This is a genomic window from Microbacterium shimangi (assembly GCF_043556445.1).
Taxonomy (GTDB): Bacteria; Actinomycetota; Actinomycetes; order Actinomycetales; family Microbacteriaceae; genus Microbacterium.
Genome location: NZ_JBIGII010000003.1, coordinates 756,328 through 782,234, shown reverse-complemented (window position 1 = coordinate 782,234; position 25,907 = coordinate 756,328). Strand labels below are relative to the sequence as shown.

Sequence of the window (25,907 nt, the reverse complement as noted above, 5' to 3'; positions counted from 1 at the left end):
TGCGTCGCGCGCTGCGGGACGGCTCGGGGAGGGCCGGTGCGATACCTCGCCTGTGCAGGAGGCGACGCTCCCGGCAGAATGGAGCGGTGAGTGCACGAGACGGCCAGACCTTTCGCGTCGTGTTCGTGTGCAGCGGCAACATCTGCCGGTCACCGATGGCCGCAGAGGTCTTCCGAGAGCTGGCCGACGCCGCCGGCCTCGGCGACCGCATCGTCTCGACCAGCGCGGGCACCGGCGACTGGCACGTGGGCGAGCGAGCCGACCACCGCACGATCGATGCGCTCGCCCGGCACGGCTACGACGGGGCGCGGCACCGGGCCCGGCAGTTCACCGCCGTTGATTTCAGCGACAACGACCTCGTCGTCGCCCTCGACCACACCCACGAGCGGATCTTGCGGGGGTGGGCCAAAGACGAGTCGGAGGCGGGCAAGATCTCACTGCTCCTGACGTTCGATCCCGCGGCGAAGACCACCGACGTGCCCGACCCGTACTACGCGGGCCCCGCGATGTTCGACGAGGTGCTCGGTATGATCGAGGGCGCGAGCCGGGCGCTTTTCCGCCAGCTCGAACCCGCGATCCGGTCGAGGTCTGAACCCCCGACCCCCTGATCGCACGACTCCGGGAGCCTCCGTGACCGCTCTGCCCTCTCAGCCGCTCAGCCCCCTCGACGGGCGTTACCAGGCCGTCGTCTCACCGCTCGCGGACTACCTCTCGGAGGCGGGGCTCAATCGGGCCCGTGTCGAGGTCGAGGTGGAGTGGCTCATCGCCCTCACCGACCGATCGCTGTTCGGCACCGCCCCGCTCTCCGACTCCGACAAGGAGCGACTGCGGGCCCTCTACGTCGATTTCGGTCAGGCCGAGATCGACTGGCTCGCCGAGCGCGAGGCCGTGACCCGTCACGACGTCAAGGCCGTCGAGTACCTGGTCCGCGATCGCCTCGGCTCGCTCGGCCTCGATGCTGTCGCAGAACTCACCCATTTCGCCTGCACGAGCGAAGACATCAACTCCGCCTCCTATGCCCTCACCGTTCAGCGCGCGGTCACGCGGGTGTGGCTGCCCAAGCTCTACGCGGTCATCGACACCCTCACGGCGATGGCCGCGACCCATCGCGACGCCGCGATGCTCGCGCGCACCCACGGCCAGCCCGCGACCCCCACGACGATGGGCAAAGAGATCGGCGTCTTCGCCTGGCGCCTGCGTCGAGTCGCACGCCAGATCGAAGCATCCGACTTCCTGGCGAAGTTCTCGGGCGCGACCGGAACCTGGTCGGCACACGTCGCCGCCGACCCCGCCGTCGATTGGCCCGAACTCACGACCGCGTTCATCGAGTCGCTCGGCATCGGGGCCAACCCGGTGACGACCCAGATCGAGTCGCACGACTGGCAGGTCGAGCTCTACGACCGCGCCCGCCATGCGGGAGGGATCCTCCACAACCTCGCCACCGACGCGTGGACCTACATCTCGCTCGGGTACTTCACTCAGATCCCCGTCGAGGGGGCGACCGGCTCGTCGACGATGCCGCACAAGATCAACCCGATCCGTTTCGAGAACGCCGAGGCGAACCTCGAGATCGCCGGGGGCCTGTTCGCCACGCTCGCGCAGACGCTCGTGACCTCGCGCCTGCAGCGCGACCTGACCGACTCGACGACCCAGCGCAACATCGGGGTCGCCTTCGGCCACTCCCTCCTCGCCCTCGACAACCTGCAGCGCGGTCTCGGCGAGATCTCACTCGCGCCCGACGTGCTCCTCGCCGACCTCGACACGAACTGGGAGGTGCTGGCCGAGGCCATCCAGACCGTCGTGCGCGCCGAGATCACCGCCGGGCGTTCGCAGATCACCGACCCTTACGCGTTGCTGAAAGACCTCACCCGCGGCCGGCGCGTGGGCGCCGCCCAGCTGGCCGAGTTCGTCACCGGGCTCGACATCGGCGAGGCCGCGAAGCAGCGCCTGCTGGCGCTCACCCCCGCGACCTACACGGGCCTGGCCTCTGAGACCGTCGACCGGCTCTGACCCCCTCGGTCGGCGAGACCGCTTCCCGGCGGCGAGACCCTGACATTCTGCGCGGGTTTCGTCGCGCAGAACGGGTCTCGTGGGAAGGAGGGGGCGGATGCTGCGTGCTACGGGCGCGCGTCGGGCGCGGGGTCGTCGGGCGCGGCGGCGGGGGGCGCGTCGCTCTCGTCGTCGGGGAGGAGCACCGGGCGATCGAGGGTCTTCGTCACCTGGGCCGGATCGACCGCGAGCAGCAGCAGCGCGACCATGACGAGCACGACGATGAAGGTCACGCCGGCGACGATGGCCGCGATGACGAGCGCGCGCTGGATCTGGTCGCCGGGCTTGGACTGGAAGAACCCCATCGACACGAGCGTGACGATACCGGCGAACAGGGCGGCGACGAATGCGAGCCCGAGCAGCTGCACGGGCTTCATGAGGTCGCGACGCGTCGGACGATCGGTCACGGAATGCTCCTGTCGGCCGCGCTCGGGGCGGGTGCCCGGCGAGGCGAGAACCCCGCGATACCGAGGAACACCGCGACGATCGCGGCGTAACCGCCGAACACACCCACGGCGATGACGATCCCGGTGAGGGTGAACGAGCGTCCGGCGTCTTCGATGTAGTAGTCGAGGGCGTACTGCGGCTGCACGAGAAGCAGGGCCAGGCCCAGCACGATCGTCAGCACGCCGATGGTGAGTCCGTCGCGCGCGTTCTGCCGCGACGCAGCATCCGCTCGCCCCCGGAAGGCGACGACGGCCTCGAAGATCCCGCTCACCAGGGCCCACGTGATGACGACGGCGAAGAACGCCGCCGTGCTGCGCCACGGGCCGACGCTCGCGATCAATCCGGCGAGCAACGTCAGCACGCCCAGCACCATCGACGGCCAGCGTCGTCCGGCCGGGAAGACCAGCCACGCGGCGACGCCGAAGACCAGGCCGGTGGCGATCGCGAAGCCGCTGAACACCGACAGGCCGACCGTCGCCGAATGGTCGGGCGAGAAGGTCACCATGATCGCCGCCACCGCCGCGAAGGCGGCGCGGGCGAGCTGAAGGTGCCGCACATCGAGAGTGCGGGCGGGAGCGATCGGGGTCACGGCAGATCCAGGAGAGGTGGAGAAGATGCCCCCAGTCTACGTCGGCGTACCTGCGGGCCCCCGTGGCGGTCAGTCGACGTCGAAGGGGTCTGCTCCGATTTCGGCGAAGGCCCGCACCGGAAACGTGCCGAACCCCTCGAACGCAGGGGGCACGGCGGTGAAGCGGGCGCCGCGCTCCGGCAGATCTTCGAGCCGGGTCAGGTGCTCCACGACGTGGACGCCCGCGCCGAGGAGCAGCGAGTGCGCCGGACGCTCGCCCCCCGACTCGGTGTCGTCGATGTTGAGCGCGTCGATACCGACCAGTACCGCGCCCCCGTCGATCAGCCAGCGCGTCGCGGCCTCGGTCAGGAACGGAGAGCCGACACCGTACTCGGGGGTTCCGAACAGACGGTCCCACCCGGTGTGCAGCAGCACCGCTGCCCCGCGCACGTCCCGGCCGGCGAGCGCCTCGACGTCGATCCCCCGGTTCGCCGCATGCCCCGCGCCATCGAGGTGGAACACCTCGGCCCGCAGGCCCACCAGGGTCGCAAGATCGAGGCCGGCGAGATCGGGGCCGTCGGCATAGCGGTGGAAAGGCGAGTCGAGGTAGGTGCCGGTGTTGCCGATCATCGTCACGATGTCCATCGCGAACTCCGTGCCCGGCGCGTACTTTCCGCGAGAAGCCTCTCGGGTCAGGTGCGACGTGATCTCGGGGGCGGGCAGCCCCGGGTAGGTCACCAGGCCCGCGCGAATCGGGTGGCTGAGGTCGACGATGCGGCGTGCGTTCTCGGGCATGGATCCCACGCTACGGGCCCTCCACCGCCGCATCGGCCGGTGGGGGCGTCAACCTTCGGCAGATGCCTGCCATCGAACCGGTCATGAATCGAGAAGTGCCGACGGATGCTGCGCTCTACCGTGGAACGAAACCCGAGCCGAAGGAGTCCGCATGGCCGAAACGAGAAGCACGTCGAACTTCACCGCGGAAGAGCGCGCCGCGATGAAGGAGCGCGCCCGCGAAGTGAAGGAGGCGAAGAAGGGGGCCGACGCCGAGAAGACCGTGTTGGCGGCCATCGAGAAGATGGCCGACCCCGACCGGGAGATCGCGCAGAAACTGCACGAGATGGTGCGAGAGGTCGCACCCCACCTCGTACCGAAGACGTTCTACGGTTCGCCCGGCTATGCCAAAGACGGCAAGGTCGTCTTCTTCTTCCAAGACAAGGGCAAGTACAAGACGCGCTACTCGACGCTCGGGTTCCAAGAGACCGCGGCCCTCGACGACGGCGAGTTCTGGCCCACGTCGTTCGCGGTGACGGGGTGGTCACCGAGCATCGAAGAAGAGATCGCACGCCTGATCGCACGCGCCGCGGGGTGACGCGGGTCAGCTTCGCCGTGGCCTGGGGGCGGGCGGCGGCGGCACCGCTTTCGCGGCGATGATGTCGGCGACCGCGATGCGCTCCACGCCCCTCTTGCCGTCCACCACGACGAACTCACCGTCGGCACTCACCAGCTCGCCGAGCGCATCGGTCGCCTGACCCGTCGACAGCAGATGACGCACCACCACTCGGGTGCCCGGGGCGGGCAGTCTCACCACGAGCCGGGCGCGTAGTCCTTGAGGAAGACGCCGAAAAGGTCTTCGCCCGCCTCGCCGCGGACGATGGGGTCGTACACGCGTGCCGCACCGTCGACCAGATCGAGCGGGGCGTGGAACCCCTCTTCGGCGAGACGCACCTTGGTGGGGTGTGGACGCTCGTCGGTGATCCAGCCCGTGTCGACGCTCGTCATGAGAATGCCGTCGGTCTCGAACATCTCCCTCGCGCTGGTGCGGGTGAGCATGTTGACGGCGGCCTTCGCCATGTTCGTGTGGGGGTGACCGGGGCCCTTGTATCCGCGCCCGAACACGCCCTCCATCGCGCTCACGTTCACGATGTACGTGCGGCCTGCGGGGCTTGCCGCCAGCGATGCGCGGAGCTTCGAGATCAGCAGAAACGGCGCCGTCGTGTTGGCGAGCTGCACCTCGAGCATCTCGAGAGGATCGACTTCGTCGACGCGCTGCGTCCACGAGTTGATGTCGTGGAGGTCGGGCAGAAGGCCCCCGGCGTCGATGGCCGTGCCCGCCGCCAGCCGCTCGAGCGAACTCGACCCCGCCGCGAGCGCCTGCTCGGTCAGCTCGTCGGCGCGCGACGCGGCGGCGGCGAGCACCGGGTGCGCGGCCACGGACCGCTCGAGGGCCTGCGGGTGCTGGTCGTTGGTGTGCCCGAACGTGATGAGTTCCGGCAGCGGGCCATCGGGCAGCGGGGCGAGTTCGGCATCGACGAGCGGCTGGTACGCGCCGGTGGATCGGCGAACGGTCTGCGTGGCGTTGTTGATGAGGATGTCGAGCGGGCCCGAGGCCGCGACATCGTCGGCGAGCCCGATCACCTGGGCCGGGTCGCGCAGGTCGATGCCGACGACCTTGAGCCGGTGGATCCACTCGGCGGAGTCGGGGAGGCCACTGAACCGCCGCACCGCGTCGCGCGGAAAGCGAGTGGTGATGGTCGTGTGCGCGCCGTCGCGCAGCAGACGCAGCGCGATGTACATGCCGATCTTCGCGCGACCGCCGGTCAGCAGGGCACGACGACCCGTCAGGTCGGTGCGTGCGTCGCGCTTCGCGTGGCTCATCGCTGCGCAATCGGGGCAGAGCTGGTGGTAGAAAGCATCCACCACCGTGTACTGCTGCTTGCAGATGTAGCATCCGCGAGCCTTCAGAAGCGTGCCGGCGGTCGGGGCCGTCGTGGCGGTGCTGATCGGGATGCCCCGCGTCTCATCGTCGATCCGATCCGGGGCGCCCGTTGCCGTCGCGGCGATCACCCCGCGATCGGCCTCGGCGATGGCATCGCGGATCTCGCGGCGACGCTCTTTCTTCGCGGCCTTGAACATCGCCGCGGTGGCACGGCGGATGGCGATGAAATCGGGGTGCGTCTGATCGATGTGCGCCATGCGGGCCAGCACATCCATCGTCACCGCGAGTTCGGCGGGTTCGATCCCGCTCGGCGGGAGGTCGGGGGTCGCGTTGGGCACACGAGATTCTACGTTGCCGCGCGACCCCCTCGTCGGGTCAGTCCCAGCGCACCACGGGCGTGCCCGAGGTGAAGTCGACCACCGGTGCGCCCAGGCTCGGTCCGAACAGCAGGTCGCCGGTGCCGCCGCCTTCCAGACCCGCGGTCACGTTGATGCCACCGATGTAGTCGCCGGGCACCAGGAGGGGTTCGCCGAAGGTCTCGCGCGGCTGGATGTTGTCGAGCTTCGCTTGCGCTTCGGCCGTGAGCGAGCGCGTCAGGGTGCCCTCGGCGAGCCGGTTGCCGTCGTCGAGCACCTGGGGCACGTCGATGCCGCACCCGGCGACGAAGTTCTTCGACGCGATGCACGCGGCGACCGCGTCTTTCACCGCCTGCTGGAAGACGAGCACGCCCTCGGCCGAGAGCGTCACGGTGGTGTCGCTGAGGCTGGGGTAGTCGAAAGGCTCGCGCACCGTCAGGGCGGTCTCACCGGTCACGGCGAAGTGGGGGGTGGTGGTGGCGACTTCGTAGGTGCCGGGGAAAACCACGACAGACGACGACTCGAGCGGCTGCCCGTTGAGAGTCATGTCGAAGCCGTCGAAACGGTCGCCGAACTCGAGTTCGGCGGTGACGGCGGTCATCTTCCACAACCCGTCGCCCTCGTACTCGTTCACCGAGAACTCGGTGGTGACGGGCACGTCTCCGACCGAGTAGCTCGCCGCAACGCGGGCCGAGAAATCGGCGTCCGTGGGCGCTGTCACCTCGATGTCGGTGATCGGGCCGAGGGCGTTGGACGCAGCGAGGGCCTCGTCGGTCAGGAACGGCGAGTCGGGAACGGACTCGTCGACGAACGACAGCGCGGTTTCGGCGTCCGAGGCCGCGAGAGCGTCGAGGTATCCCTGCACGACGCCGGCGGGTGTGGTGGTGCCGGTTTCTTCGCCCTCTCCACCGGCAGCGGGCGCGCCGGCTGCGAGTCGCGAGACGATCAGAACGATCGCGATGACGCCCACGAGCACGACGAGGCCCGCCGCCACGATCGCGATGATCACTCCAGCGCCGAGCCCCTTCTTGGGCGGCTGGCCACCGGTGGGCGGATGCTGGCCCCCGGGATGCGCGGAGGGGTACGGCTGTCCGGGAGCCGCACCCGGGTACCCCGGCTGACCGTATGGCTGCTGTCCGGGGGCTGCGCCCGGATACCCGGGCTGCTGCGCGGAGGGCGGCTGCTGCGGGTAGGGGGACTGCTGCGCATAGGGAGGCAGCTGCGGAGCTGCCGGTTGCTGCGGTGCTGCCGGTTGCTGCTGCGGAGGCTGCGGGGCAGCCGGCTGCGGCGGGGCGTCCGCAGTGGGCTGCGGGACCGGTGGCGGGGGCGGGGGCGGCGGGTAACCGCCCCCGGGTCGCTGTTCGTGGTCGTCAGGTGCGTCCGTCACGATGGCGGCCTCCAGTGTTCGGGTGTGCGCTCAGGCTATGGGCTCGCACCGCATCCGTTTCACTTGTCCGACGCGCGCTCCTCGCGCTTGCGCCCGACCCGCGCGATGAAGAAGAGCACCGTGCCGACCGCGATGTAGGCGAGAGCACCGAGCCAGACGATGCCCGACTGCTGGGTCAGCAGCACGATGCTCGCGATGATCGCGAGCACGGGCACGACCCTCGGGACGCTGAAGTGGGCGTGTTCGACCTTGTCCTTCTTGAGCACCAGAACGCTCACGTTCGCCGCGAGGAACACGAGCAGCAGAAGCAGCACCGTCGTCTCGGCGAGCGTGGCGACGTCTCCGAGGAAGCTGAGGCCGATCGTGGCCGCGGAGACCACCAGGATCGAAACCCACGGGGTGCGGCGCTTCGGCAGAACGCGGGCGAAGGCCCGCGGCAGCAGACCGGAGTCGGCCAGGCCGTAGCCCACCCGGCTGGCCATGACCATGAAGAGCAGGGCTCCGTTCGCGATCGCGACGAGGGCGATCAGACCGAACAGCCAGGAGGGGAGGGCGAACCCGGTTGCCGCGACGACGTCGAGCAGGGGTCCGCTGGAAGAGGCGAGATCCTCGGCCGGCAGAATCATCGCCGCGCCGAGCGCGATGAGGATGTAGACGACCGCGGCCGTACCGATCGCACCGAACAGGGCGCGGGGGTAGGCCTTCGAGGGGTTCTTCACTTCTTCGGCCATATTGGCGGCCGCCTCGAACCCGAGGAAGGAGAAGAACGCGATGATCGATGCGGCGAACACGCCCTGTACGGGCGGCACGTCGGGGGCGAACTCGAAGATGCGTGCCGGATCGCCGCCCCCGCCGCCGAGGAAGAGCGCGGCGAGCACGATCACGATCACCAGGCCCGACACCTCGATCACCGAAGCGACCAGGTTGGCGCCGAGCGACTCGCGCACGCCGCGCAGGTTGATCAGCGTCAGCAGGATGATGAAGACGACGGCCGTCGGTGCGGGCGGTACATCGATGAGTGCGGCGAGGTAGTCGCCGGCGAAAGCGTTGGCGAGAGCTGCAGCCGTCGTGATCCCCGACGCCATCATGAGGAACCCCACGAGGAACGACAGGTACGGCTTGTCGAACGCGCGGTCGACGTAGCGGGCCGCGCCTCCCGCGTGCGGGTACTTCGTGATGAGCTCGGCGTAGGTTCCCGCCGTGAGAAGCGCGATGATCAGAGCGACGACCAGCGGAAGCCAGATCACGCCGCCGACGTCGCCGGCCATCGAACCGACGAGGGTGTAGATGCCCGCGCCGAGAGTGTCTCCGACGATGAACGCGAAGAGCAGGGGGGTGCCGATGGCGCGCTTGAGCCCGCCCTCGGTGCTCGGCGCGGTGGCCTCGGTGTCTTTGGTCATCGCACTACTCGACCCGTCGACGCGGCCGAGCGCAACCCCTTGGCGATCAGGCGCCCCGTGCTTTATGAGGGAAGCAATCCAGACGCTCTACTCGTCGACGAGCACGATCTCCGACAGGGGTCGCCGCACCCGGGGCGCGCTCTCGCGGGCGATGAGGGCCTCGTCGGCGAGTCGTTCCGCGGGAGCGAGCGCTCCGACGGCGGTGACGGTCAACGGACGGATGTTCTCGGGCAGGGCGAAGGTTTCGGCGAGCGCGTCGGCATCGAACCCGCCCATGGTGTGCACGTGGAGTCCACTGCCGTGCGCCTGCACGCTGAAGTGCGCCATCGCCTGACCCAGGTCGTATTGCGCCCAGGGTCGAGCCTCACCCTCGGGCCCCGTCACCTCGTACGCCGCAACGACGAGCGCCCCCGCAGCATCCGCCCACACGCTGTTGAAGCCCTTGAGGCTCGACACGATCCGAGCGAACGATTCCGAGCCTCGGCGGGCGACGATGAAGCGCCACGGCTGCGTATTGGCGGCAGACGACGACCATCGCGCCGCCTCGAGGGCGGCGGTGAGCTTCTGCTCGTCGATGGCCTCGTCGGCGACGAACGACCGGGGGCTCCAGCGTTCGGCGAGAACCGGCAGGATCGGGGTGGCGGTCTGTGCGACGCGATCAGTGGCGGTATCCATGCTCATGGCTTGCTCTTTCCTCGGGAATAAGGGAGTTGCGCGCTTCATCGAGCGACCGGCGCCGGGGCGCCATGAGGCTCAACATGCGGCGGGCGGGTGTATTCCCGCGCATGCACACCTCGAGGGGGATTCCCCCTGCTCTCTTTTGTCACCGACCGCCGCCTCCTCGGCTCAGGAATAGGGGCCCACCGGCGATGGTTGCGCCGATCATGACGACGATCGATGGGGCGGTTCTCGAGCGTGTGCTCTCGGCCGTCGACCTCCGTCTCGGTGCCGCACGGCGTCTCGAACTCGCGCCCCGCGCCCGCGCAACGCTTGCGCCCGACGTGTTCACCCTGGTCTACGTCGCCGCGGGCAGCGCGCACGGGCAGCCGCCACTGTCGGAAGCGTGCGTGTACGACAGTGCGTCTCGCACGGTCGACCTCACGCCGGTCGCGACCCCCCGGGGATTGGTCGAGGGCGACGCGTTCCTCACCCTGGGTCGCGCGCCCGTCACCCTCGAGTCGCAGCCCGGCGCGAGCCTGATGATCGCCGAACTGCATCTCTCCGACGCCGCGGTGATGCTCACCGACGTGCTGCCCGATTTCGTCACCGTCACCGACTTCGCCGCGCTCGAGCCCGCCGCGGCCGCGCTCGCCCGGGTCATGGGGCAGAACGACCCCGACACGCACACGCTGCGTTCCGGTGACCCGGTGATCTGCCGCATGATGCTGACGACCGTGCTGTTGTCGGTGATCCGGGCATGGGCCGAGAACGGCTGCGCTCCAGCCGGATGGCCCTCCCGGTCGAGCGACCCGTTCCTCGACCGCGTCGTGGCCGCGATCCACACCCAGCCCGGACGCGACTGGACGGTCGAGACGCTCGCGGGTGTGGGCGCGATGTCGCGGTCGGTGTTCGCCGAACGCTTCCGCGCGGCGACCGGCCGCTCGCCCGCGAGTTATGTCACCGAGGTGCGGATGGACGAGGCGAAGCGGATGCTGGATTCCGGGCTCTCCGTCTCGGCCACCTCGCGAAACCTGGGTTACGCCTCTGACGAAGGATTCAGCCGGGCATTCCGTCGAGCGACCGGCGTCGCCCCGTCCGCCTGGCGGGCGGCCCACCGCACACTCACGCCGGCGTAGCTTCGACCTTCGCCCGGTTCGATGCGCCGAACAGCGCCGCTCCGATGACCAGGGTCACCGCCCCGATCACGTAGACGACCTCCACCCCGACGTTGTCGACGAGGAACCCACCGAGACCGGCGGCGATCATGATCGCGCCCTGGAAGCCGACCACGACGAGGCTCCCGCCGGCCTCCAGGCGGTCGGGCATGCGGTGTCCGACCCAGGTGTTCGCCACGATCAGCCACGATGCGAAGAAGAAACCCCAGATGAACGCGGCCACCGCGACGGCGGCGAGTGAACCCGAGAGCAGGATCACCGCGGCAACCGTCGCCGCGATCACGAGCGGTGCGATAACGGCGAAGAACGCGAACGAGCGGTCGATGACCATGCCGATGACGACGTTGCCGATCAGCCCACCGGCGCCGAACAATGCCAGCAGCAGGATCAGGGTGCCGCTGTCGACCGGCACCCCCTCGGGGCCGGCCTGGATGCGTTCGAGAGCGAGGCGGATGTAGGTGTAGGCGAGGAAGTGCCCGAGCACCACGAGGATGTGGCCGACCAGACCGAGCGCGATCCCGGGGCGCCGCAGAGTGTCACCGAGGATCGCGAAGCTGGCCGACTCTGCCGGCGGGACGGAGGGCAACAGCATCCGCAGAACGATCGCCAGCAGTCCGGTCGCGACGCCCGCGAGGGCGAACACCACACGCCAGTCGACCAGTTCGCTGAGGAAGACACCGATCGGAACACCGGCCACGGTCGCCAGCGATGCCCCGGCAGAGGCGAACATCACCGCCCGCCCGAGCCGCTCCGGGCCGGCGATCCGCGCGGCCACGGTGATCGACATCGTCCAGAAGGCGCTCAGTGCCGCGCCCAGGAAGAAGCGGGCCAGCAGCACGAGGATCAGGTTCGGCGAGATCGCCACGACGAGGTTCGACAGCGCGGCAGCGAACGCCATCCACACCAGCAGCGTGCGGCGGTCGAGGCGGGGGAAGACGAGCCCGATGGTCGGCGCGACGATCAGTCCGACGAGGGCGGTGACCGTGACCGTCTGCCCGGCCTGACCGGGGGTGACGCCCAGGCCGTCGGCCATCTCGGTGAGCACCCCGTTGGGCAGGAACTCCGCGGTGACGAGCAGGAAGCTCAGCAGCATCATCGCGATCAGCCCGCCGTACCGCGTCCGCTGTGCGGTGGGCGAAGCGACGGGTATGGGTGCGGTCGTTGTCATAGCTCCACGATCCCAGGGAAGACGCGGTCTCGCCCGACCGTGCGTCCGCGGCATCCGACCGATCGTCCGTACGCCCCGGCCCGGACGTGCGGGACCCAGGCTAAAGTCGCGTAGTACGTATCATCGGACGCGCCGTTGATCGAGAGGTCGAGAGGCACGGCGATCGACGACCACAGCGCACCGACAGAGCGCCCATCCGTGGGGGCCGTCGTCACTGATCATTCCGGGGTCACCCCCCGCGCCCGCACCTCCGGGGCATTGTCGAACGTTGCCCGTCTGATACACATCTCGCGTCCCGTGCTGTGGATCAACACCATCGGCACCGGTGTCGTCGGCATGTGGCTGACCGGCCAACTGCTCGACCCGCAGGCGCTTCCGATCCTCCTCTGGCTGACGCTGCCGTTCAATCTGCTGATCTACGGCGTCAACGACATCTACGACCAAGACACCGATGCGCTGAACCCTCGTAAGGGGTCGATCGAGGGCGCGCGGATCGAGCCGCGGGAGGTGCGGCTGATCGCCTGGGCGGTCGCCGTTTCGAACCTCCCCTTCCTGGTCTACTTCGTCCTCGCCCTTCCGCCGGTCGCGGTCGCCCTGATCCTGCTCTACATGGGTGTGTTCGTCTTCTACTCCGCGCCGCCGCTGCGTTTCAAGACGCGTCCGTTCCTGGATTCTCTGAGCAACGCTGCCTACGGGTTGCCCCTCCTCATCGTGCCCGTCGCACTCGGCGAACCACCCGTCTGGCCCGCCGTGATCGGGCTGCTCGCCTGGAGTGTCGCCAAGCACGCCTTCGACGCGGTCCAGGACATCGAAGAGGATCGCGAGTCGGGCATCACGACGACGGCGGTGCGGCTCGGTCCACGCGGGACCGCCCTCTGGAGCGGTGCGTGGTGGCTGGTGTCCACGGTCTTCTTCGCCGTCCTGAGTCTGCCCGTCGCGGCCGTGAACCTGGTGATCGCGGGCGTCTTGATCGTGCTGCTGATGCGGCGACCCACCCCCACGACCGCGCGGCGCCTCTATCCGCTGTCGGTCGCGTTTCCCTACGTGGCGGGCTCCGTGGCAAGTGGGCTTCTCCTCACCGCCATGTTCTTCGGCACGTACCCGTGATGGGGCGGTCGCGCACCGCCGACGAAGGAGCAGCATGAGTCGCGTCGTGGTCATCGGTGGCGGTCTGGGTGGGCTCGCGGCCTCCGCGCTGCTCGCCCGAGCGGGTCACCGTGTCACCCTGCTGGAGTCGGCACCGACCCTGGGCGGCAAGAGCCGACGGATCGAGCTCGACGGCCAACGGATCGACACGGGCCCGTCGCTGGTCACCTTTCCGGGGGTGTGGGACGAACTGCTGCGCCGTTTGGACGAAGGACGCCACCCGATCGCGCCCGTCGGAGGGCTCGATCTGGTGCGACTGCCCGAGGTGGGCCGCTATTACTACGACGGCGAAGTCGTCTCACTTCCGGTCCCACCGGAGCATCCTTGGTATCCCGCCTGGAAGCGGTTCAGCGATCTGCACGCACCTCTCGCCGACGATGTCACCGCGCTGCTGCTCGCCGATCCTCTCGACCGGGCTTCCCTCCCCGCTCTGCGCCGGCTGCTCGCGGTCTACGGCACGCGACTGACCACCCGCGTGTACCTCGACGGCCTCGAGTGGCTGCCCGACGGCCTCCGCGAGATCATCGCGATCCACACGCTCAACGCGGGCGTCTCGCCGGCACGGACCCCGGCGCTCTACGCGAGCATGCCGGCGATCATGGCCGAGAGCGGTGCGTGGGTGCCCCGCGGGGGCGTCTTCGAGGTCGTGCTGGCTCTGCAGAGACTGGCGGATGCTGCGGGCGTCGAGCTGCGCACGGGCGAGGCCGTGACGCGCGTCGAGCGCGGCCGGGTCACGACAACGCTCGCCGAATACCCCGCCGACCTCGTCGTCAGTGCGCTCGACACCGATCGCCTGAGCGCGCTGCTCGGTCGATCCGGTGCCCGAGAATCCCGCACCCTCTCGTGCTCGGCGATCGCGATCTACGGCGTGCTGCGAGACGCTCTGCCGTCCGACATCGCGGCGCACAGCGTGATCCTCCCCACGAAGCCCGCGGCACTGCATCGCAGCCTCGCCGCAGGGGACGAGCCCGCTGACACGATGACGTTCGTCAACCACTACCGCGCCGGTGAGATCTACCCGAACGACCGGAGCACCCTCGGCGTTCTCTTGACCGGCCCGGCGGACGGTGGCGAATACACGCTGGAGCACCCCTTCGTACGCCGCGAGATCGAGCGCGTCTCGACCACGATGGGCCTCGATGCTCCGCTCACCGACGGCATGGTCGAGAGCGTCGTGCTCGACCCGCAGTACTACGGCTCCTTCGGCGAACCCCACGGTGCCCTGTACGGCGCATCACGGCCGCTGTGGATGAGCGGGCCGCTTCACCAACCTGCCTACCGTGACCTCCGCAGGCCCTGGCTCTGGCGGGTGGGAGCGTCCGTGCACCCGGGCGGAGGAATTCCCGCCGTGCTCGGCGGAGCGATGATCGCCGTGTCGAAACTGCTGGCGAAGAACCCCGCCTGACGCGAGCGTGCGACGGTCGAACGTGTCGCCGTCACCGAACCAGTCGCGCTCGTGGTCCTCTTCGCCGAGCGAGCCATACGTCCGCGACCGGTACCGGGAAGTCACGGGTAAGCGTGAAACCGGAGTGGGCGAGACGGCGCTCGACGCTCATCGCGTGAACGTCACGTGGATCGTGCCGCTCTCCGCGACGGAGGTGCTCACGGTGTGCGTGTGCTCGAGTCCGCGGAGGTCCTCCCACACCCGATTGCCGCGGCCGAGCACGATCGGAGCGATCGCGACGTGGAGTTCGTCGACGAGCCCGGCGCGCAAGAAGGCTCGCGCTGTGCGGATGCCGCCGCCGACGCGCACGTCGAGGCCGCCGGCAGCCTCGGCCGCCTCGTCGAGGACGTCCTCGACGGCCGCATTGCGGAAGTGGAAGGTCGTGCCGCCTGCCATCTCGAGGGATGGTCGCGGCACCGAATGGGTGAGGACGTAGACCGGACAGCCGAACGGGGGCTCATCGCCCCACCAGCCCTGCCACGTGTCATCGTCTGGGTGGGAATGGAGTCCGAACATCGCGGCCCCCATGATCTCAGCGCCGATGCCCTGGAAGAACGCGGCAGCGAAGTCCTCGTCGATCCCGGTGGTCCCCGCCCCGCTCGTGTCTCCCAACACAGTGCGGCGGAAGGTTCGCGTCGCCGCATAGGCAGCGGTCAGCGGCCCCCAGTCCTCGCCCATCGGGTTGCTCACCGTGGGGTCGGGTGCGGCGGTGAAGCCGTCGAGCGAGGCGAACAGATCGATGCGTAGGCGGGTCACGTCAGTTCCGTAGAAGGGGTGCGAGCGAGATGACCGCCGAGGCGGTCCGCGCGCTGCTCGGCGGGTGATCGGCGTTGGTCGAGCCAGAGATGCAGCACGTGCAGCCCACCGGGACGGAGAGTCACGGTGCGGACCCGACCTTGCTTGCTGGAGGTGATCACGCGAGCCTCCTCGAGGACGCGCAGGTGCTGGAGAAGGGAGGGCAGCGCCATCGAGAACGGCGCCGCGAGCTCTGAGACGACCGCAGGCGACAGCGAGAGCCGCTCGACGATCGCACGGCGGGTCGGATCCGCGAGTGCGCGGATCACCGAATCCACCTCGTCGGAATAGTTAGGCACATGCCTGACTATTCAGAGGAGGTGGATTCCCGTCAACCCTCCTACCCCGCTGAGTCCGCGCGTAGTCTCGGCTAGACGGACGAGCCGCTGCAGCCAGGCTCAGGAGGTGTAGTAGCCGGCCTCGAGGTCCTCCAGCAGGGTCGGTCCGGTCGGTTCCCAGCCGACGAGCTGCCGGGTGGCGGCGTTGGAGGCGGGCTGGTCGCCGCCGAGCAGTGCGCCGAAGACGCCCAACAGCTCTGGGTCGACGGCGGCGGCGGTCAAGCCGGTTCTCCTGGCGATGGCCTCGGCGACGTCGCGCATCGCCACGCCCTCCTCGGCGACGGCGTGCAGCACGGATCCCGCGGGTGCCGTCTCCAGGGCGATCCGGAACAGGCGCCCCGCGTCACTGATGTGCACCGCGGGCCACCGGTTGGTTCCGTCGCCGACGTAGGCCGCGACCTCCAGCTGGCGATCGATGCCGACGAGCACGGAGATGAGGCCGTTGTGGTCGCCCTCACCGTGCACGGTGCGGGGCATGCGCACGAGTCCGGAGCGGATGCCGCGCTCCGACAGGGCCAAGACCGCTCGCGCCGTACGGGACCGCGCCCCGGCTGGTCCGGCGGGATCGAGTTCGTCCTGCTCGGTGGCCAGCTGCCCGAGGCTCGTGGGGGTCCCGGATGCTGCAAAGAACGCCTTCCCTGTGCCCTCCAGCGCCACGCCCATGCGCTCGAGGAGGCGCACCTCGTTGTCGACGGTCTCCTCGAACGCCTCGAAGTCGAGGGTGAAGGCGAGGTGCGCAGTGGCGTCCGCGTTCCTCGCTTCCTCCACCAGCAGGTCATGATCGGCCATGTCGCCCATGACGGGCGTGACCCCGGCCCGGCGAACCTTGTCGGCGGAGGCGTCCGAGCGGACCAGGCCGCGGACCTCGTGTCCCGCGGCGACGAGCTCGGTCGTGAGGGCGGTGCCGATCCAGCCCGACGCTCCGGTGATGAATACGCGCATGTACGTGCTCCTGTTCCTTGGGCGATCGCCGCACTCTGCGGAGACCCGTCCGAGCACGTCGCGGTGATGTGACTCAGGTGCATGACTCTATACCTGATGTTACAAGGTGTCATCACCGGGTTGCGAGTGAGGCGCCATCCCGCGGTGCGGCCGGACCGCGCCGTACTCCTGATGCAACGCGATCGCATTACTAGACTCATCTCATGGCGCGATGGGAACCGAACACGCGCGGCAGGCTCCTGCAAGCCGCGGTCGAACTGTTCGCCGAGCGCGGATACGACGCCACGACGGCGGCGGAGATCGCCGACCGCGCGAACGTGACCAGGACAACCCTCTTCCGGCACTTCGCCGACAAGCGCGAGATCTTGTTCCAGGGGCAGGATGAGCTGGTCGCTCTCGCGCTCGACGGAGTGCGGAGCGCGCCGCCGCAGAGCACGCCGTTCCGAATCCTTCGCGCCGGAATCCTGCCGCTGTGCGCAGTCCACACCGAGGACCGGCGAGAGATCCGGCAGCGACTCGCCTCCATCATCCCCGCGAGCCTCGAGCTCCGAGAGCGTGCTGCGTTCAAGCGATCCGCCGTGACGGACGCACTCCACGGTGCCCTCACCGCCCGTCTGGGCGACGCCCGTCAGGCGGGCACCCTCGCAGACGTCGGGGTACGCGCCTACTACGACGGCTACACAGCATGGATCGACTCCGACGAGAGGGAGCCGCTCACCGACGTCGTCGGCGCAGAGCTCGAGGCGGCCGAGTCGGCACTTGTCCGGCTGGCGTTCTCGACGCTGGCGGCCACCGCGCCCCGCGGCTGAAGTCAGCCGGCCAGCGAACCCCGTAGCGTCCGCGGCCGAGACCGCGGGCGTGCGGAGAGCGGGAACGCACCCGAGGCGCGCACGCATCGAAGTTCAGCGGATGTGCTCCGGCTGCGCGCCCAATCCGACGAACCGCCCGGTGATCCTCGCCAGAGCGGGGTGGTCACGCAGCATCCGCAGCGGCAACGGTAACGGGGCTCCGGGCGCGTGGGTGGAGAGCAGCGGACCCTGTAGTCGTCGTTGCACCATCTGGGTGACGCGCGCGGGCCATGAACGCCGATGCTGCACACGACGGAGATCGGCGAGGCGAGGCGTGCCGCGACGCAACACGGGGGCAAGGATCCGCGCGCTCGCAACAGCATCCTGAATCGCAAGGTTTATGCCGACACCCCCAGCCGGCGACATGGCGTGAGCGGCGTCGCCGATGCAGATGAACCCGTCGACGCTCCAATGACGCAGGCGTTCCAGTCGCACGTTCAGTAGGTGCACGTCTTCGACGGTGACGGATGCGACGGCATCTGTCATTCGTGGGGAAATGACGGCGATCCGTTGCCTCATCCGGGCAACGTCATCCGCCGAGCCTTCCCAGCTTCCGGCCGGGACCACGTGCGCGATCTGGAGGAAATCGTCCCGGTCGATCGTGATGATCATTCCCGCACCCGCCTGAATGAACGGGTATACCTCGCCGGCCCGCTGGGGGAGTCGAAACCACAGCACATCCATCGCCGCCGCAACCCCGACCGGGGCCAACCCGGCCTCGGCGCGAACAACCGAGTCGCGACCAGAAGCATCGACGACGAGTCGCGCCCGGATGCTCACGTCACCGTCAGGTGAAGAACCTGTCACTCCGACGATCCGTCCGCGCTCGCTGGTCAACCCATCGACCCTTGTCGAGCGAAGGAGCCGGAAACCGGGATGCTTGGCGCACGCGCCGGCGAGCAGATCCAAGAAGTCCCACTGCGGCATGAACGTCATCATCTTGCGGCGAGTGCGCAGATGCGTGAAGTCCGCCAGCACGACCTCGGTTCCGTGCCAGCTCAAGGTCACACGCTCCATGTCTGCGTGAGGGCGGGCGAGAAACTCGTCGAGAAGACCCAGTTCGTCGAGCAGCTCCTGTGTGGACGGGTGGATCGTGTCGCCGCGGAAGTCGCGGAGGAAGTCCTCGTGCTTCTCCACGACGGTGACATCCACACCGCTCCGCAGCAGCAGCAGCGCCGTCATCATTCCGGCAGGGCCACCGCCGACGATCACGCAATCGGTCTCCGAGGTCTTGTCCATGCGAACAGAATCCCTCCCCACGTGCGACCATGCGAGGGTGGTCAATAACGCACGCGGACGACCTCGAGGACCAGCATCCGCCCGTGCACGCCTGCTGGACGCGGCCCATCGCCACTTCGACGCAGGTGACCTCGCTGAGATCTCCTCCCGGGACCTGGCCGCGGAAGTCGGGGTCAGCCACACTTTGGTCAATTATTACTTCGGGTCGCGCAACGCTTTCATCGCCGCAGCCGTCTCGCTGCGAGTAGCTCCTCATCATGTGATCGCCGCGGCGACGATGCTCGACGGCACGCTCCATCTCCCGCGCCTCGCACGCGGACTCATCGCCGTGTGGGAGCACCCGGAACATGGCCAGCTGCTCGCCGGGTTCGCCCGCCAGCTCACCGCGGGCGGCCCGCACGCACAAGCGTTGTCGTCGTACCTGCAACACACCGTTCTCGAAACGCTCACGGCAGAGTTCGGCCAAGAGCGGGCCCGGCGCATGACCACGGCGCTCGTCGGTGTGGTCTTCTCGCGCTATGTGATCAGGCTGCCGGGGATGACGGCATTGACCGCAGACCAGACCGCGACGCATCTGCTGTCGATGATGCGCTCGGCGGGGCCTTCATCGGGCCGCCCGCAGGCATAACGACGCCTGGCTCTGCTATTCGCTGAGCGGCTTCGCGAGGGCGAGGAACATCAGTCCTGCTATCGCGACGACGCTCAAAGCGACGAAGAGGCCCGCGATCTCGGCGAGTCCGCCGATGAGGAGCGGCGAAGCCAGCACTCCGACGCGGAACACCCCAGATATCAGGCCGGTGCCCGAGTCCGCGGGGAGGCCAACACGTGCGGCGAGGTGGCTACTGCGGTCGAAGAGCAGGGGGACGGCGACGCCCGCTCCGACGCCAGATATGCCCAGGCCGATGAGAAGCGGAACGGCGTTGTCGGTTGCGGCGCTGAGACTGAGACCGGCGAGAATACCGGCGGCGGTGGTGGCGCCTGCCCACCGGCTGATGGGGAGCCATCCAAATGCGTTGACCGCGTGGTCGAGGCCGAGCCGTCCTATGAGCACTCCAGCCGTTGCGAACAGTGGTCCGAGCCCGGCAAGCACGGGCCCAGCTGAGAGCTCAGTGGACAGGAGCAGTGCCGACCACTCCTGCGCAGGAATCTCGACCAGCACGGCTGCGAGGCCCGCGATGATCAGCACCGCCCACCACAGCGACCGCTTGCGGGTCTGGCCGTCGGCAGGGCTGGACGCCGGACGAGGGTGCCGAGGTTTATCGGCGTTCGCATTCACGTCTTCGGTCGGGGGCTCAGCCCGCAGCGTGCGTAGGGCAACCAGCAAGACCACGAGAAGGAGAGCGGCAACAACGCAGATGTGAGGCAGGACGGGCACGCTCGCCGCGACGAACGCGCCCACGGCTGTGGCGGCCACCGTTGCGGCTGCAAGAGATGCGTGCAGCCGTCCCATGACAGACGTGCCGTGACGGGTCCGCATCGCCGTGCCCGCCTGGTTCATCGCTGTGTCCACAAACCCGTCGAACAGCCCCAGAGCAACGAAGGCGAGGACGAGGGTCCTCAAGGTCGGGGCCGCGGCGACAGCAACAGCGGCGGCAAGAAAGGCGGTCCCCACGACGAGGAGCGCACGAACCGGCCCGCCCAACAGTCGTATCGTCCGGGTGGCGATGAGGGCGCCAGCGATTCCGCCGACCCCGATGCCTGCTAAGGCGACACCGAAGTCACCGACGGAGGCACCGGCCTGGTCAGCGAGCTGGGGGTAGCGGGGAAGAAGGCTGCCGTACACGGCGCCGTTCATTGCGAAGATCGCGGCAAGGGGCGCAAGCCGCGCGCTGCTGGCAGACAAGGACTGACTCCACTCGTCCGCACGACCTGCCCGGCACACAGCACGTTACCGGTGTCCGGTCTCGGCGGCGAGCGGGACGCCCACGTGGGTGGTTCCTCGAACCAGGTCTCCCAGATGGCATCCGAATCCGCCGCCCTGATCTACTTGACCCCGTCGTGGACATTTCGATCATCGCCGGACGTGTCAGAGGTAAGAGACACCGAAAGAAGGAGCTTCCATGAGCACCCCGCATGATTCCCTCGACGACCTGCTGAACCGGTCTGCACCAGCGCACGGCGAGACTACCGACCTGCATGCGCGGTTCTCGCTGATGGTCCGCGACGCCCAGCGCGAAGCTGCGCCGACGCGCACACCCCGGGCTTGGCGCGCTGCGGTCGGCGCGGGGCTCGGTGTGCTCCTCGTCGGCGGTGCTGGCGCCGCCTTTGCCGGCGGCATCTTCAACTGGGAGCCGTGGGCCGAAGATCCCGATATCTCCTACAGCTTCACTCTCCCCAGCGGTATCGACTGTGAAACGCGAATCCTCATCGATTCTGCGCCCGCTCAGGGCGGGAACGGCATCCCCACGCCCTCAGTCGGCGCTGAGCAGTTCCGTTCCTGGGCTCAAACGACTGACCTTTTCGCGCTGGCCGACGTCGACGCGCGACTTGCTGAGCTCGAGCAGAACGGTGGCATGCCCGCCGACATGGCTCCGATGCAGCCGGGCGAGCAGGAACTCATGGTCGTCGTCGAACCCGGGGGTGGGCTCGACGTCGTTCCCAAGACCGACGGCGGTCCATCCGCCGATGACCTCTACGCGCATGCGGTCGATCTCGCGATGACCGACGTGCTCACGTCGAAGTCCGCTGAACTCGGGTTGGACGGGACCGCCGGCAACGGCTGGAGCACGTCGCAGCAGATGTTGTGCGGCTCGGAGTGAGCAAGGAGCAGAGGCTGAAGGTCGCGCTCCTGGAGGCGTCGCCCGACCTTCTCGCGTACTTCCGACGACGGGTAGCTCCCCAGGATGCGCCAGACCTTCTCGGCGAAGTCTTGGTCACCGCGTGGCGATGCGTGAGAGATGTCCCCGTGCCGGCCGAGGAGGCTCGCATGTGGCTGTTCGGGGTGGCCCGCGGGGCGCTGCGCAACTATGAGCGAGGCGACCGTCGACGATGGGCGCTGGCCGACCGGATCCGGGATCACGCGCCCACCGCGCACGCGCCTGCCGCCGACACCGGAATCGAGATTCGAGACGCGATCTCGCGTCTGCCTTCCGACCTCGCCGAGGTCGTGGCACTCGTTCACTGGGAAGGGATGTCTCTCGCAGAGGCGGCGCAAATCGTGGGGGTGCCGGCCTCTACTGCGCGCGGACGCTACCAACGTGCGAAGGATCTGCTACGCGAAGCACTGTCGGTGAGCACCGCGCCCATATCCACTGACGCCGAGTCGTGAAACGGGTGCTCCGCCATAGTCGTGCGGAGTACCCCGTTTCGGTCACGATCCTCTTCCGGACACTCGTCGAAACCTGTCACCGTCGGGTCTCGTCTGCTTCGGGCCACGACAGCAACCCGAAAATGACCCGACATCCACGCGACAGTGCGCGAAGAGCGGTCGCGGCACCACAACGAAAGTGACGGGAACTGAGCAAGGAGCGCCCGGTGAGGGATCGTTCATTTCAACAGATCAGCACGATGGGGGCCCGCTTGGAAGAGCTGGTACTCCGCGTCGTAGTAGCGAGTCGTCCGCCCCTGGTCCGTCATCCCGAGACGCAGACAGACTCGGCGCGACGCGGCGTTCTCGACATGGGCAACCGCGATGATCCGGTCTAGTCCGGATGCGGAAGCGTGCTGCATGAGTAATTGCGCCGCTTCCGTTGCGCATCCGTGGCCCCACGAATCCGGATGGAAGTGCCAGCCGATCTCGACCTCCGTAGAAGGTTCCCGCGTTCCCGAAAGCCTGATGTGCTGCAGCATGACGGTGCCGACGAGGGTGCCTGTTGCCGTGGCCTCGACCGCCCAGTAACCCAGTACCGGGCCGCTCCGTCCGCGGAGACGATCGATCAAGGCGTGAGCCGCTTCGATGTCCTCCATGACTCTGGGCTCGTGCCCGAGGTAGCGCTGTACTTCCCACCGGGAATACAGGTCGAACACGAAGGCAGCGTCCCCGGCAATCCAGGGCCGCAGGCGGACGCTGCTCCCGGTCAAATTCGGCACCCTCTGAGCCTATTCATCTGCTCGTTGGAGAGCCGTCTCGATAGGTGGTCCACCGCATCGCTGTCGCGAAACACCTGTAAATTCCGCGGACAGATGTCTCAACACGCCGGCTTTGACGCGGCAAATGTCCCGGTGGCAACGCAGAGATTCCGAGGACACATGTCCCAAACGTGCATTCGCGGCATCTCTCACTGAAAATCCGGCGGCCGTCGCCACCGGCTCGAGGTAGCGCGGGAAATTCTAGAGCGCCGGCAAGTGAGTTAAGCGTCCCGGGCCGGGGCGGCCGCCGGGATAGGACTTGGAGTGGTTGCAGCCCAATTGGCGAGCATCTGCAGTCGGTCGTGGGATGCCGACCCGGGTTTGGCGGAGAACACTAGCATCTGCAGCCCGCGGTCAGAGGCGAGATCCATGCTTTGGAACGTGAGATCGAGGTCGCCCACGATCGGGTGGTGAATACTCTTGGTGCCGGTGCGGTGTTCTTTGACGTCGTGGGCGCCCCAGAGTGTGCGGAATAGGTCGCTGCGGGTGGAGAGTTCGCCGACGAGGTCGCTGAGCTGCCGGTCGTAGGGTGACCGGCCTGCTTCGGCGCGGAGGATCGCGACGATCTGGCGGGTGTTGGCTTCCCAGTCCTGGTAGAAGTCCTGAGCTCTCCGGTCGAGGAACAGAAACCGGGCGGCGTTGACTGGGGGCCTGACGTCGTCGAACATCTCGGAGAACAGTGCGCGTCCGAGCCGGTTAGTGGCAACAGCATCGAGTCGGCCGTTCTGGATGAACACCGGCACGGTCGACATGGCATCAATGGTCTGCTGCATGCCCGCCGTCAGCTGCGTCTTCCGAGTGGTGGCTCGGCGCCGTTGCGGATGGGCGCCGGCGTTGGCGGTGCGGATCAGGTCATACAGGTGGGCGTGCTCGGCGTCGTTGAGCTGCAGGGCGCGGCTGATCCCGTAGATGACAGCTTCGGAGACACCGGATGCGTTGCCGCGTTCGAGGCGCTTGTAGTATTCGGCGCTCATGCCTGCCAGCAGCGCGACCTCTTCGCGGCGGAGGCCTGGGACGCGGCGTCGGCCACCAAAGTCGGGTAACCCGGCCTGGATGGGGGTGAGTTTCGCTCGCCTCGAGGTGAGGAACTCGCCGATGTCGTCGTGGGTGTCCATTTCACCGACGGTACGCCGATCACCGGCGTGGTGAGGGTCTCTGATGGGGCACCTATAGGTGGGGCCACGCTAAAGCTCGGCGAACCGCGTTGACTCGAACCATCAGCCACCCGCACGGGTCGGCGAACGACTTCGAGAAGGGCAACATCATGGCCACCAACGTTTGGTTCATCACCGGAGCGGGCCGCGGCCTCGGCATCGACATCGCACAGTCCGCCCTCGCCGCCGGTCACTCCGTGGTCGCCACCGGCCGTAACGCCGCCCAGGTGGAGACCGCGATCGGCGCGCACAAGAACCTGCTCACCGTCGCGTTGGACATCACCGTCCCGGACGCCGCCGAGAAAGCCGCCGCCGCCGCGGTAGAGCGGTTCGGTCGCATCGACGTGCTGGTCAACAACGCCGGCAACTTCTACGCGGGGTACTTCGAGAACGCCAGCCCGGCCCAGGTGCGCGCGCAGATGGAGACCAATTTCTTCGGGCCCCTGAACGTTTCCCGCGCCATCCTCCCCGTGATGCGGAAGCAGCGCTCGGGCCAGGTCATCACGATCACGTCCGCCGCCGGCCTCATGGGCCAGGAGTTCGTCGCCGCGTACGCCGCGTCGAAGTTCGCCCTTGAGGGCTGGATGGAATCCCTGCGGTTCGATCTCGAGCCGTACGGGATCAAGACGATGATCGTCGAGCCCGGGTTCTTCCGCACCGAGCTGCTCGTGGAGGGGTCCTCAACAATCTGGCCCGAGCTAAATGTAGAAGATTACGCCGACCGCACCGCGCAGACCATTGAGGTGTGGAGGGGCATGAACGGCCTGCAGGGCGGTGACCCCCGCAAGCTCGGCCAGGCCCTCGTGACACTCTCCGACTCGGACGAGCTGCCGCTGCGGTTCCTCGCCGGCGCCGATGTGATCGGCGGTCTCGAGCAGAAGATCGCCACCCTGCAGGCGCAGATCGCTGCGCACCGCGACCTGTCCTCCTCGCTCGCCTTCGACGCCTGAGCCGACCCGCCCGATCCCCCCTCGAACCCTCTACGAACGGAAACGCGCAACGAGTGCTACGGATGCCGCTGCGGGAACGCCTGTCGCGACGTATGTGGCGGCTGTAACGGAACCCTCGATTGTGCCTCAGTCCATCGGCTGGGCTGATCCACCGAGGATGCCCCGGCCCTGCTGCGGAGGCCAGGGCATCCTTCTGTTCCGGGCGTGGCGGCACGGATGCTGCAGCGCTGGGTTAGTTGCGTGCGTCCAGGGTGTCTCGGACTACTGGCATGGCGGAGAAGATTCGTGGCCATCCCGCAAAGAAGGCGAGGTGGTTCAACGTCTCGGCGACTTCTTGTTCGGTGAGGCCGTTGTCGACCGCCCGGTTCAGGTGGAACGGGATCTGCTGCACTTGTCCAGAGCTGATCAGAGCGACAACCGTTATGAGGCTTCGGTCCCGGGGGGCGAGGTCGGGACGCAGCCACAGATCTTGGAAAAGGACATCGGTTGTGTTCGCCACGACCCCGGGCGCGGTCGCACCGAAGTCCGATTCCACTTGATCTGCCCGTGCTGCCTCGGCGGTTTCGTCGAGTGGAAGTAGCTCCGGATCGAGTTCGGGGAGCTCGTCGGCTGAGACGCCGCGCCGATCGTAGACGGCCGCTAGCACTGGGACGGCGGTCATGGCGTTCTGCCATCCGCTGTAAAACGCCAGATGAGTCACCGCCTCGGACAACTCGGCCGGCCGCACGCCGTCCTCAAGCGCTCGTTCCACGTAGCGGTCGAGGTCGGTCTCCTGACCTGATGCGACGAGTTGCGCGACGGTGACCAGGCTGCGATCGCGAGCAGAGAGTTCTTCTCGCTGCCAGAGGGCCTGAACAACTTCTGCGTCGTACGCCGCAAGGGCGGGCGACACCGCGGAGAGATCAGCTTCGACGGATCCGGAAGGGGTGCTATTGCTTTCAGGCTGCTGTGTGGCGGTGCAGCCACTGAGGACGAGGGCGGCGGCGAGAGCGGCGCTGGCGAGGTAAGCCGGGTGAGCGGATCGACGTGTCATGGTGTTCCTTTCGCGGGGAGA

The 25,907-nt window shown here is 68.2% G+C and carries 28 protein-coding genes; 11 read left to right on the top strand and 17 right to left on the bottom strand.

The window, feature by feature from the left end:
- Positions 1 to 155: 155 nt before the first annotated feature.
- Both ACFXQA_RS05390 and purB read left to right on the top strand, forming a co-directional pair.
- Positions 156 to 608 (top strand): low molecular weight protein-tyrosine-phosphatase, encoded by a 453-nt coding sequence (locus ACFXQA_RS05390; RefSeq protein ID WP_394519079.1) that lies wholly within the window; start codon positions 156 to 158, stop codon positions 606 to 608.
- A gap of 22 nt (positions 609 to 630) precedes the next feature.
- Positions 631 to 2,010, top strand: coding sequence for an adenylosuccinate lyase (gene purB, locus ACFXQA_RS05385; RefSeq protein ID WP_394518770.1), 1,380 nt, complete (start codon positions 631 to 633; stop codon positions 2,008 to 2,010).
- 107 nt (positions 2,011 to 2,117) lie between these two features.
- On the opposite strand, the gene ACFXQA_RS05380 is transcribed toward purB, so the two are convergent.
- The 3 genes from ACFXQA_RS05380 to ACFXQA_RS05370 all read right to left on the bottom strand — a co-directional run bounded on the left by ACFXQA_RS05380 (position 2,118) and on the right by ACFXQA_RS05370 (position 3,859).
- Positions 2,118 to 2,456, bottom strand: a complete 339-nt coding sequence (locus tag ACFXQA_RS05380) for an amino acid transporter (protein ID WP_394518769.1) — start codon at positions 2,454 to 2,456, stop codon at positions 2,118 to 2,120.
- Positions 2,453 to 3,085 carry a DUF308 domain-containing protein gene (locus ACFXQA_RS05375; protein ID WP_394518768.1) on the bottom strand — a complete coding sequence of 211 codons (633 nt, stop codon included), beginning with the start codon at positions 3,083 to 3,085 and terminating at the stop codon, positions 2,453 to 2,455. Before ACFXQA_RS05375 ends, ACFXQA_RS05380 begins: the two co-directional genes overlap by 4 nt.
- A gap of 69 nt (positions 3,086 to 3,154) precedes the next feature.
- The gene (locus ACFXQA_RS05370) at positions 3,155 to 3,859 is read right to left on the bottom strand and encodes a cyclase family protein (RefSeq protein WP_394518767.1); all 705 of its coding nucleotides are present in this window, start codon (positions 3,857 to 3,859) and stop codon (positions 3,155 to 3,157) included.
- A 151-nt stretch (positions 3,860 to 4,010) separates the two neighbouring features.
- Here ACFXQA_RS05370 and ACFXQA_RS05365 point away from each other — a divergent pair, with 151 nt between their 5' ends.
- Positions 4,011 to 4,436, top strand: a complete 426-nt coding sequence (locus ACFXQA_RS05365; protein WP_394518766.1) for an iron chaperone — start codon at positions 4,011 to 4,013, stop codon at positions 4,434 to 4,436.
- A 6-nt stretch (positions 4,437 to 4,442) separates the two neighbouring features.
- Here the strand turns inward: ACFXQA_RS05365 and ACFXQA_RS05360 are convergent, their stop codons facing one another.
- The 5 genes from ACFXQA_RS05360 to ACFXQA_RS05340 form a co-directional block, all read right to left on the bottom strand.
- A complete protein-coding gene (locus ACFXQA_RS05360) occupies positions 4,443 to 4,655 on the bottom strand; it encodes a putative acetyltransferase (protein WP_394518765.1) in 213 nt (70 codons plus the stop codon).
- Positions 4,649 to 6,058, bottom strand: a complete 1,410-nt coding sequence (locus ACFXQA_RS05355; RefSeq protein ID WP_394519078.1) for an SDR family NAD(P)-dependent oxidoreductase — start codon at positions 6,056 to 6,058, stop codon at positions 4,649 to 4,651. Before ACFXQA_RS05355 ends, ACFXQA_RS05360 begins: the two co-directional genes overlap by 7 nt.
- A gap of 100 nt (positions 6,059 to 6,158) precedes the next feature.
- A complete protein-coding gene (locus ACFXQA_RS05350) occupies positions 6,159 to 7,526 on the bottom strand; it encodes a hypothetical protein (RefSeq protein ID WP_394518764.1) in 1,368 nt (455 codons plus the stop codon).
- Between the two features lie 59 nt (positions 7,527 to 7,585).
- The gene (locus ACFXQA_RS05345) at positions 7,586 to 8,926 is read right to left on the bottom strand and encodes an APC family permease (RefSeq protein ID WP_394518763.1); all 1,341 of its coding nucleotides are present in this window, start codon (positions 8,924 to 8,926) and stop codon (positions 7,586 to 7,588) included.
- Between the two features lie 87 nt (positions 8,927 to 9,013).
- A complete protein-coding gene (locus ACFXQA_RS05340) occupies positions 9,014 to 9,607 on the bottom strand; it encodes a nitroreductase family protein (RefSeq protein ID WP_394518762.1) in 594 nt (197 codons plus the stop codon).
- A gap of 203 nt (positions 9,608 to 9,810) precedes the next feature.
- Between ACFXQA_RS05340 and ACFXQA_RS05335 the strand changes: the two genes are divergently transcribed.
- Entirely contained in the window at positions 9,811 to 10,722 is a 912-nt protein-coding gene (locus ACFXQA_RS05335; RefSeq protein WP_394518761.1) for a helix-turn-helix transcriptional regulator, read from the top strand.
- Here ACFXQA_RS05335 and ACFXQA_RS05330 read toward each other — a convergent pair.
- On the bottom strand, positions 10,709 to 11,929 hold the full coding sequence (locus tag ACFXQA_RS05330; protein WP_394518760.1) for an MFS transporter: 1,221 nt from the start codon (positions 11,927 to 11,929) through the stop codon (positions 10,709 to 10,711). The genes ACFXQA_RS05335 and ACFXQA_RS05330 overlap by 14 nt on opposite strands.
- A gap of 198 nt (positions 11,930 to 12,127) precedes the next feature.
- Between ACFXQA_RS05330 and ACFXQA_RS05325 the strand changes: the two genes are divergently transcribed.
- Positions 12,128 to 13,036, top strand: a complete 909-nt coding sequence (locus ACFXQA_RS05325) for a UbiA family prenyltransferase (protein ID WP_394518759.1) — start codon at positions 12,128 to 12,130, stop codon at positions 13,034 to 13,036.
- Positions 13,037 to 13,070: 34 nt separating this feature from the next.
- Positions 13,071 to 14,480: a phytoene desaturase family protein gene (locus ACFXQA_RS05320; RefSeq protein WP_394518758.1), complete on the top strand. Its 1,410-nt coding sequence runs from the start codon at positions 13,071 to 13,073 to the stop codon at positions 14,478 to 14,480.
- A gap of 147 nt (positions 14,481 to 14,627) precedes the next feature.
- On the opposite strand, the gene ACFXQA_RS05315 is transcribed toward ACFXQA_RS05320, so the two are convergent.
- The 3 genes from ACFXQA_RS05315 to ACFXQA_RS05305 all read right to left on the bottom strand — a co-directional run bounded on the left by ACFXQA_RS05315 (position 14,628) and on the right by ACFXQA_RS05305 (position 16,594).
- Positions 14,628 to 15,275: a dihydrofolate reductase family protein gene (locus ACFXQA_RS05315; protein ID WP_394518757.1), complete on the bottom strand. Its 648-nt coding sequence runs from the start codon at positions 15,273 to 15,275 to the stop codon at positions 14,628 to 14,630.
- On the bottom strand, positions 15,272 to 15,613 hold the full coding sequence (locus ACFXQA_RS05310; protein WP_394518756.1) for an ArsR/SmtB family transcription factor: 342 nt from the start codon (positions 15,611 to 15,613) through the stop codon (positions 15,272 to 15,274). The genes ACFXQA_RS05315 and ACFXQA_RS05310 overlap by 4 nt, the downstream gene beginning before the upstream one ends.
- Before the next feature lie 99 nt (positions 15,614 to 15,712).
- A complete protein-coding gene (locus ACFXQA_RS05305; RefSeq protein ID WP_394518755.1) occupies positions 15,713 to 16,594 on the bottom strand; it encodes an SDR family oxidoreductase in 882 nt (293 codons plus the stop codon).
- Between the two features lie 203 nt (positions 16,595 to 16,797).
- Between ACFXQA_RS05305 and ACFXQA_RS05300 the strand changes: the two genes are divergently transcribed.
- Positions 16,798 to 17,403 carry a TetR/AcrR family transcriptional regulator gene (locus ACFXQA_RS05300; protein WP_394518754.1) on the top strand — a complete coding sequence of 202 codons (606 nt, stop codon included), beginning with the start codon at positions 16,798 to 16,800 and terminating at the stop codon, positions 17,401 to 17,403.
- A gap of 93 nt (positions 17,404 to 17,496) precedes the next feature.
- Here ACFXQA_RS05300 and ACFXQA_RS05295 read toward each other — a convergent pair whose 3' ends face one another.
- Positions 17,497 to 18,681, bottom strand: a complete 1,185-nt coding sequence (locus tag ACFXQA_RS05295; RefSeq protein WP_394518753.1) for an FAD-dependent oxidoreductase — start codon at positions 18,679 to 18,681, stop codon at positions 17,497 to 17,499.
- Positions 18,682 to 18,718: 37 nt separating this feature from the next.
- On the opposite strand from ACFXQA_RS05295, the gene ACFXQA_RS05290 reads away from it, so the two are divergent.
- Positions 18,719 to 19,309, top strand: a complete 591-nt coding sequence (locus ACFXQA_RS05290) for a TetR/AcrR family transcriptional regulator (RefSeq protein WP_394518752.1) — start codon at positions 18,719 to 18,721, stop codon at positions 19,307 to 19,309.
- A 15-nt stretch (positions 19,310 to 19,324) separates the two neighbouring features.
- On the opposite strand, the gene ACFXQA_RS05285 is transcribed toward ACFXQA_RS05290, so the two are convergent.
- Positions 19,325 to 20,524: an MFS transporter gene (locus ACFXQA_RS05285; RefSeq protein ID WP_394518751.1), complete on the bottom strand. Its 1,200-nt coding sequence runs from the start codon at positions 20,522 to 20,524 to the stop codon at positions 19,325 to 19,327.
- Positions 20,525 to 20,741: 217 nt separating this feature from the next.
- Between ACFXQA_RS05285 and ACFXQA_RS05280 the strand changes: the two genes are divergently transcribed.
- Positions 20,742 to 21,440 carry a hypothetical protein gene (locus tag ACFXQA_RS05280; RefSeq protein ID WP_394518750.1) on the top strand — a complete coding sequence of 233 codons (699 nt, stop codon included), beginning with the start codon at positions 20,742 to 20,744 and terminating at the stop codon, positions 21,438 to 21,440.
- Complete coding sequence (locus ACFXQA_RS05275) at positions 21,437 to 21,949, top strand: RNA polymerase sigma factor (RefSeq protein WP_394518749.1); 513 nt, start codon at positions 21,437 to 21,439, stop codon at positions 21,947 to 21,949. Before ACFXQA_RS05280 ends, ACFXQA_RS05275 begins: the two co-directional genes overlap by 4 nt.
- Before the next feature lie 218 nt (positions 21,950 to 22,167).
- On the opposite strand, the gene ACFXQA_RS05270 is transcribed toward ACFXQA_RS05275, so the two are convergent.
- Together ACFXQA_RS05270 and ACFXQA_RS05265 are read right to left on the bottom strand one after the other, a co-directional pair.
- The gene (locus tag ACFXQA_RS05270; RefSeq protein ID WP_394518748.1) at positions 22,168 to 22,710 is read right to left on the bottom strand and encodes a GNAT family N-acetyltransferase; all 543 of its coding nucleotides are present in this window, start codon (positions 22,708 to 22,710) and stop codon (positions 22,168 to 22,170) included.
- A gap of 260 nt (positions 22,711 to 22,970) precedes the next feature.
- A complete protein-coding gene (locus ACFXQA_RS05265) occupies positions 22,971 to 23,864 on the bottom strand; it encodes a helix-turn-helix transcriptional regulator (RefSeq protein ID WP_394518747.1) in 894 nt (297 codons plus the stop codon).
- Positions 23,865 to 24,013: 149 nt separating this feature from the next.
- On the opposite strand from ACFXQA_RS05265, the gene ACFXQA_RS05260 reads away from it, so the two are divergent.
- Positions 24,014 to 24,853, top strand: a complete 840-nt coding sequence (locus tag ACFXQA_RS05260) for an SDR family oxidoreductase (protein ID WP_394518746.1) — start codon at positions 24,014 to 24,016, stop codon at positions 24,851 to 24,853.
- A gap of 232 nt (positions 24,854 to 25,085) precedes the next feature.
- On the opposite strand, the gene ACFXQA_RS05255 is transcribed toward ACFXQA_RS05260, so the two are convergent.
- Positions 25,086 to 25,886, bottom strand: coding sequence for a carboxymuconolactone decarboxylase family protein (locus ACFXQA_RS05255; RefSeq protein WP_394518745.1), 801 nt, complete (start codon positions 25,884 to 25,886; stop codon positions 25,086 to 25,088).
- Positions 25,887 to 25,907: the final 21 nt, after the last annotated feature.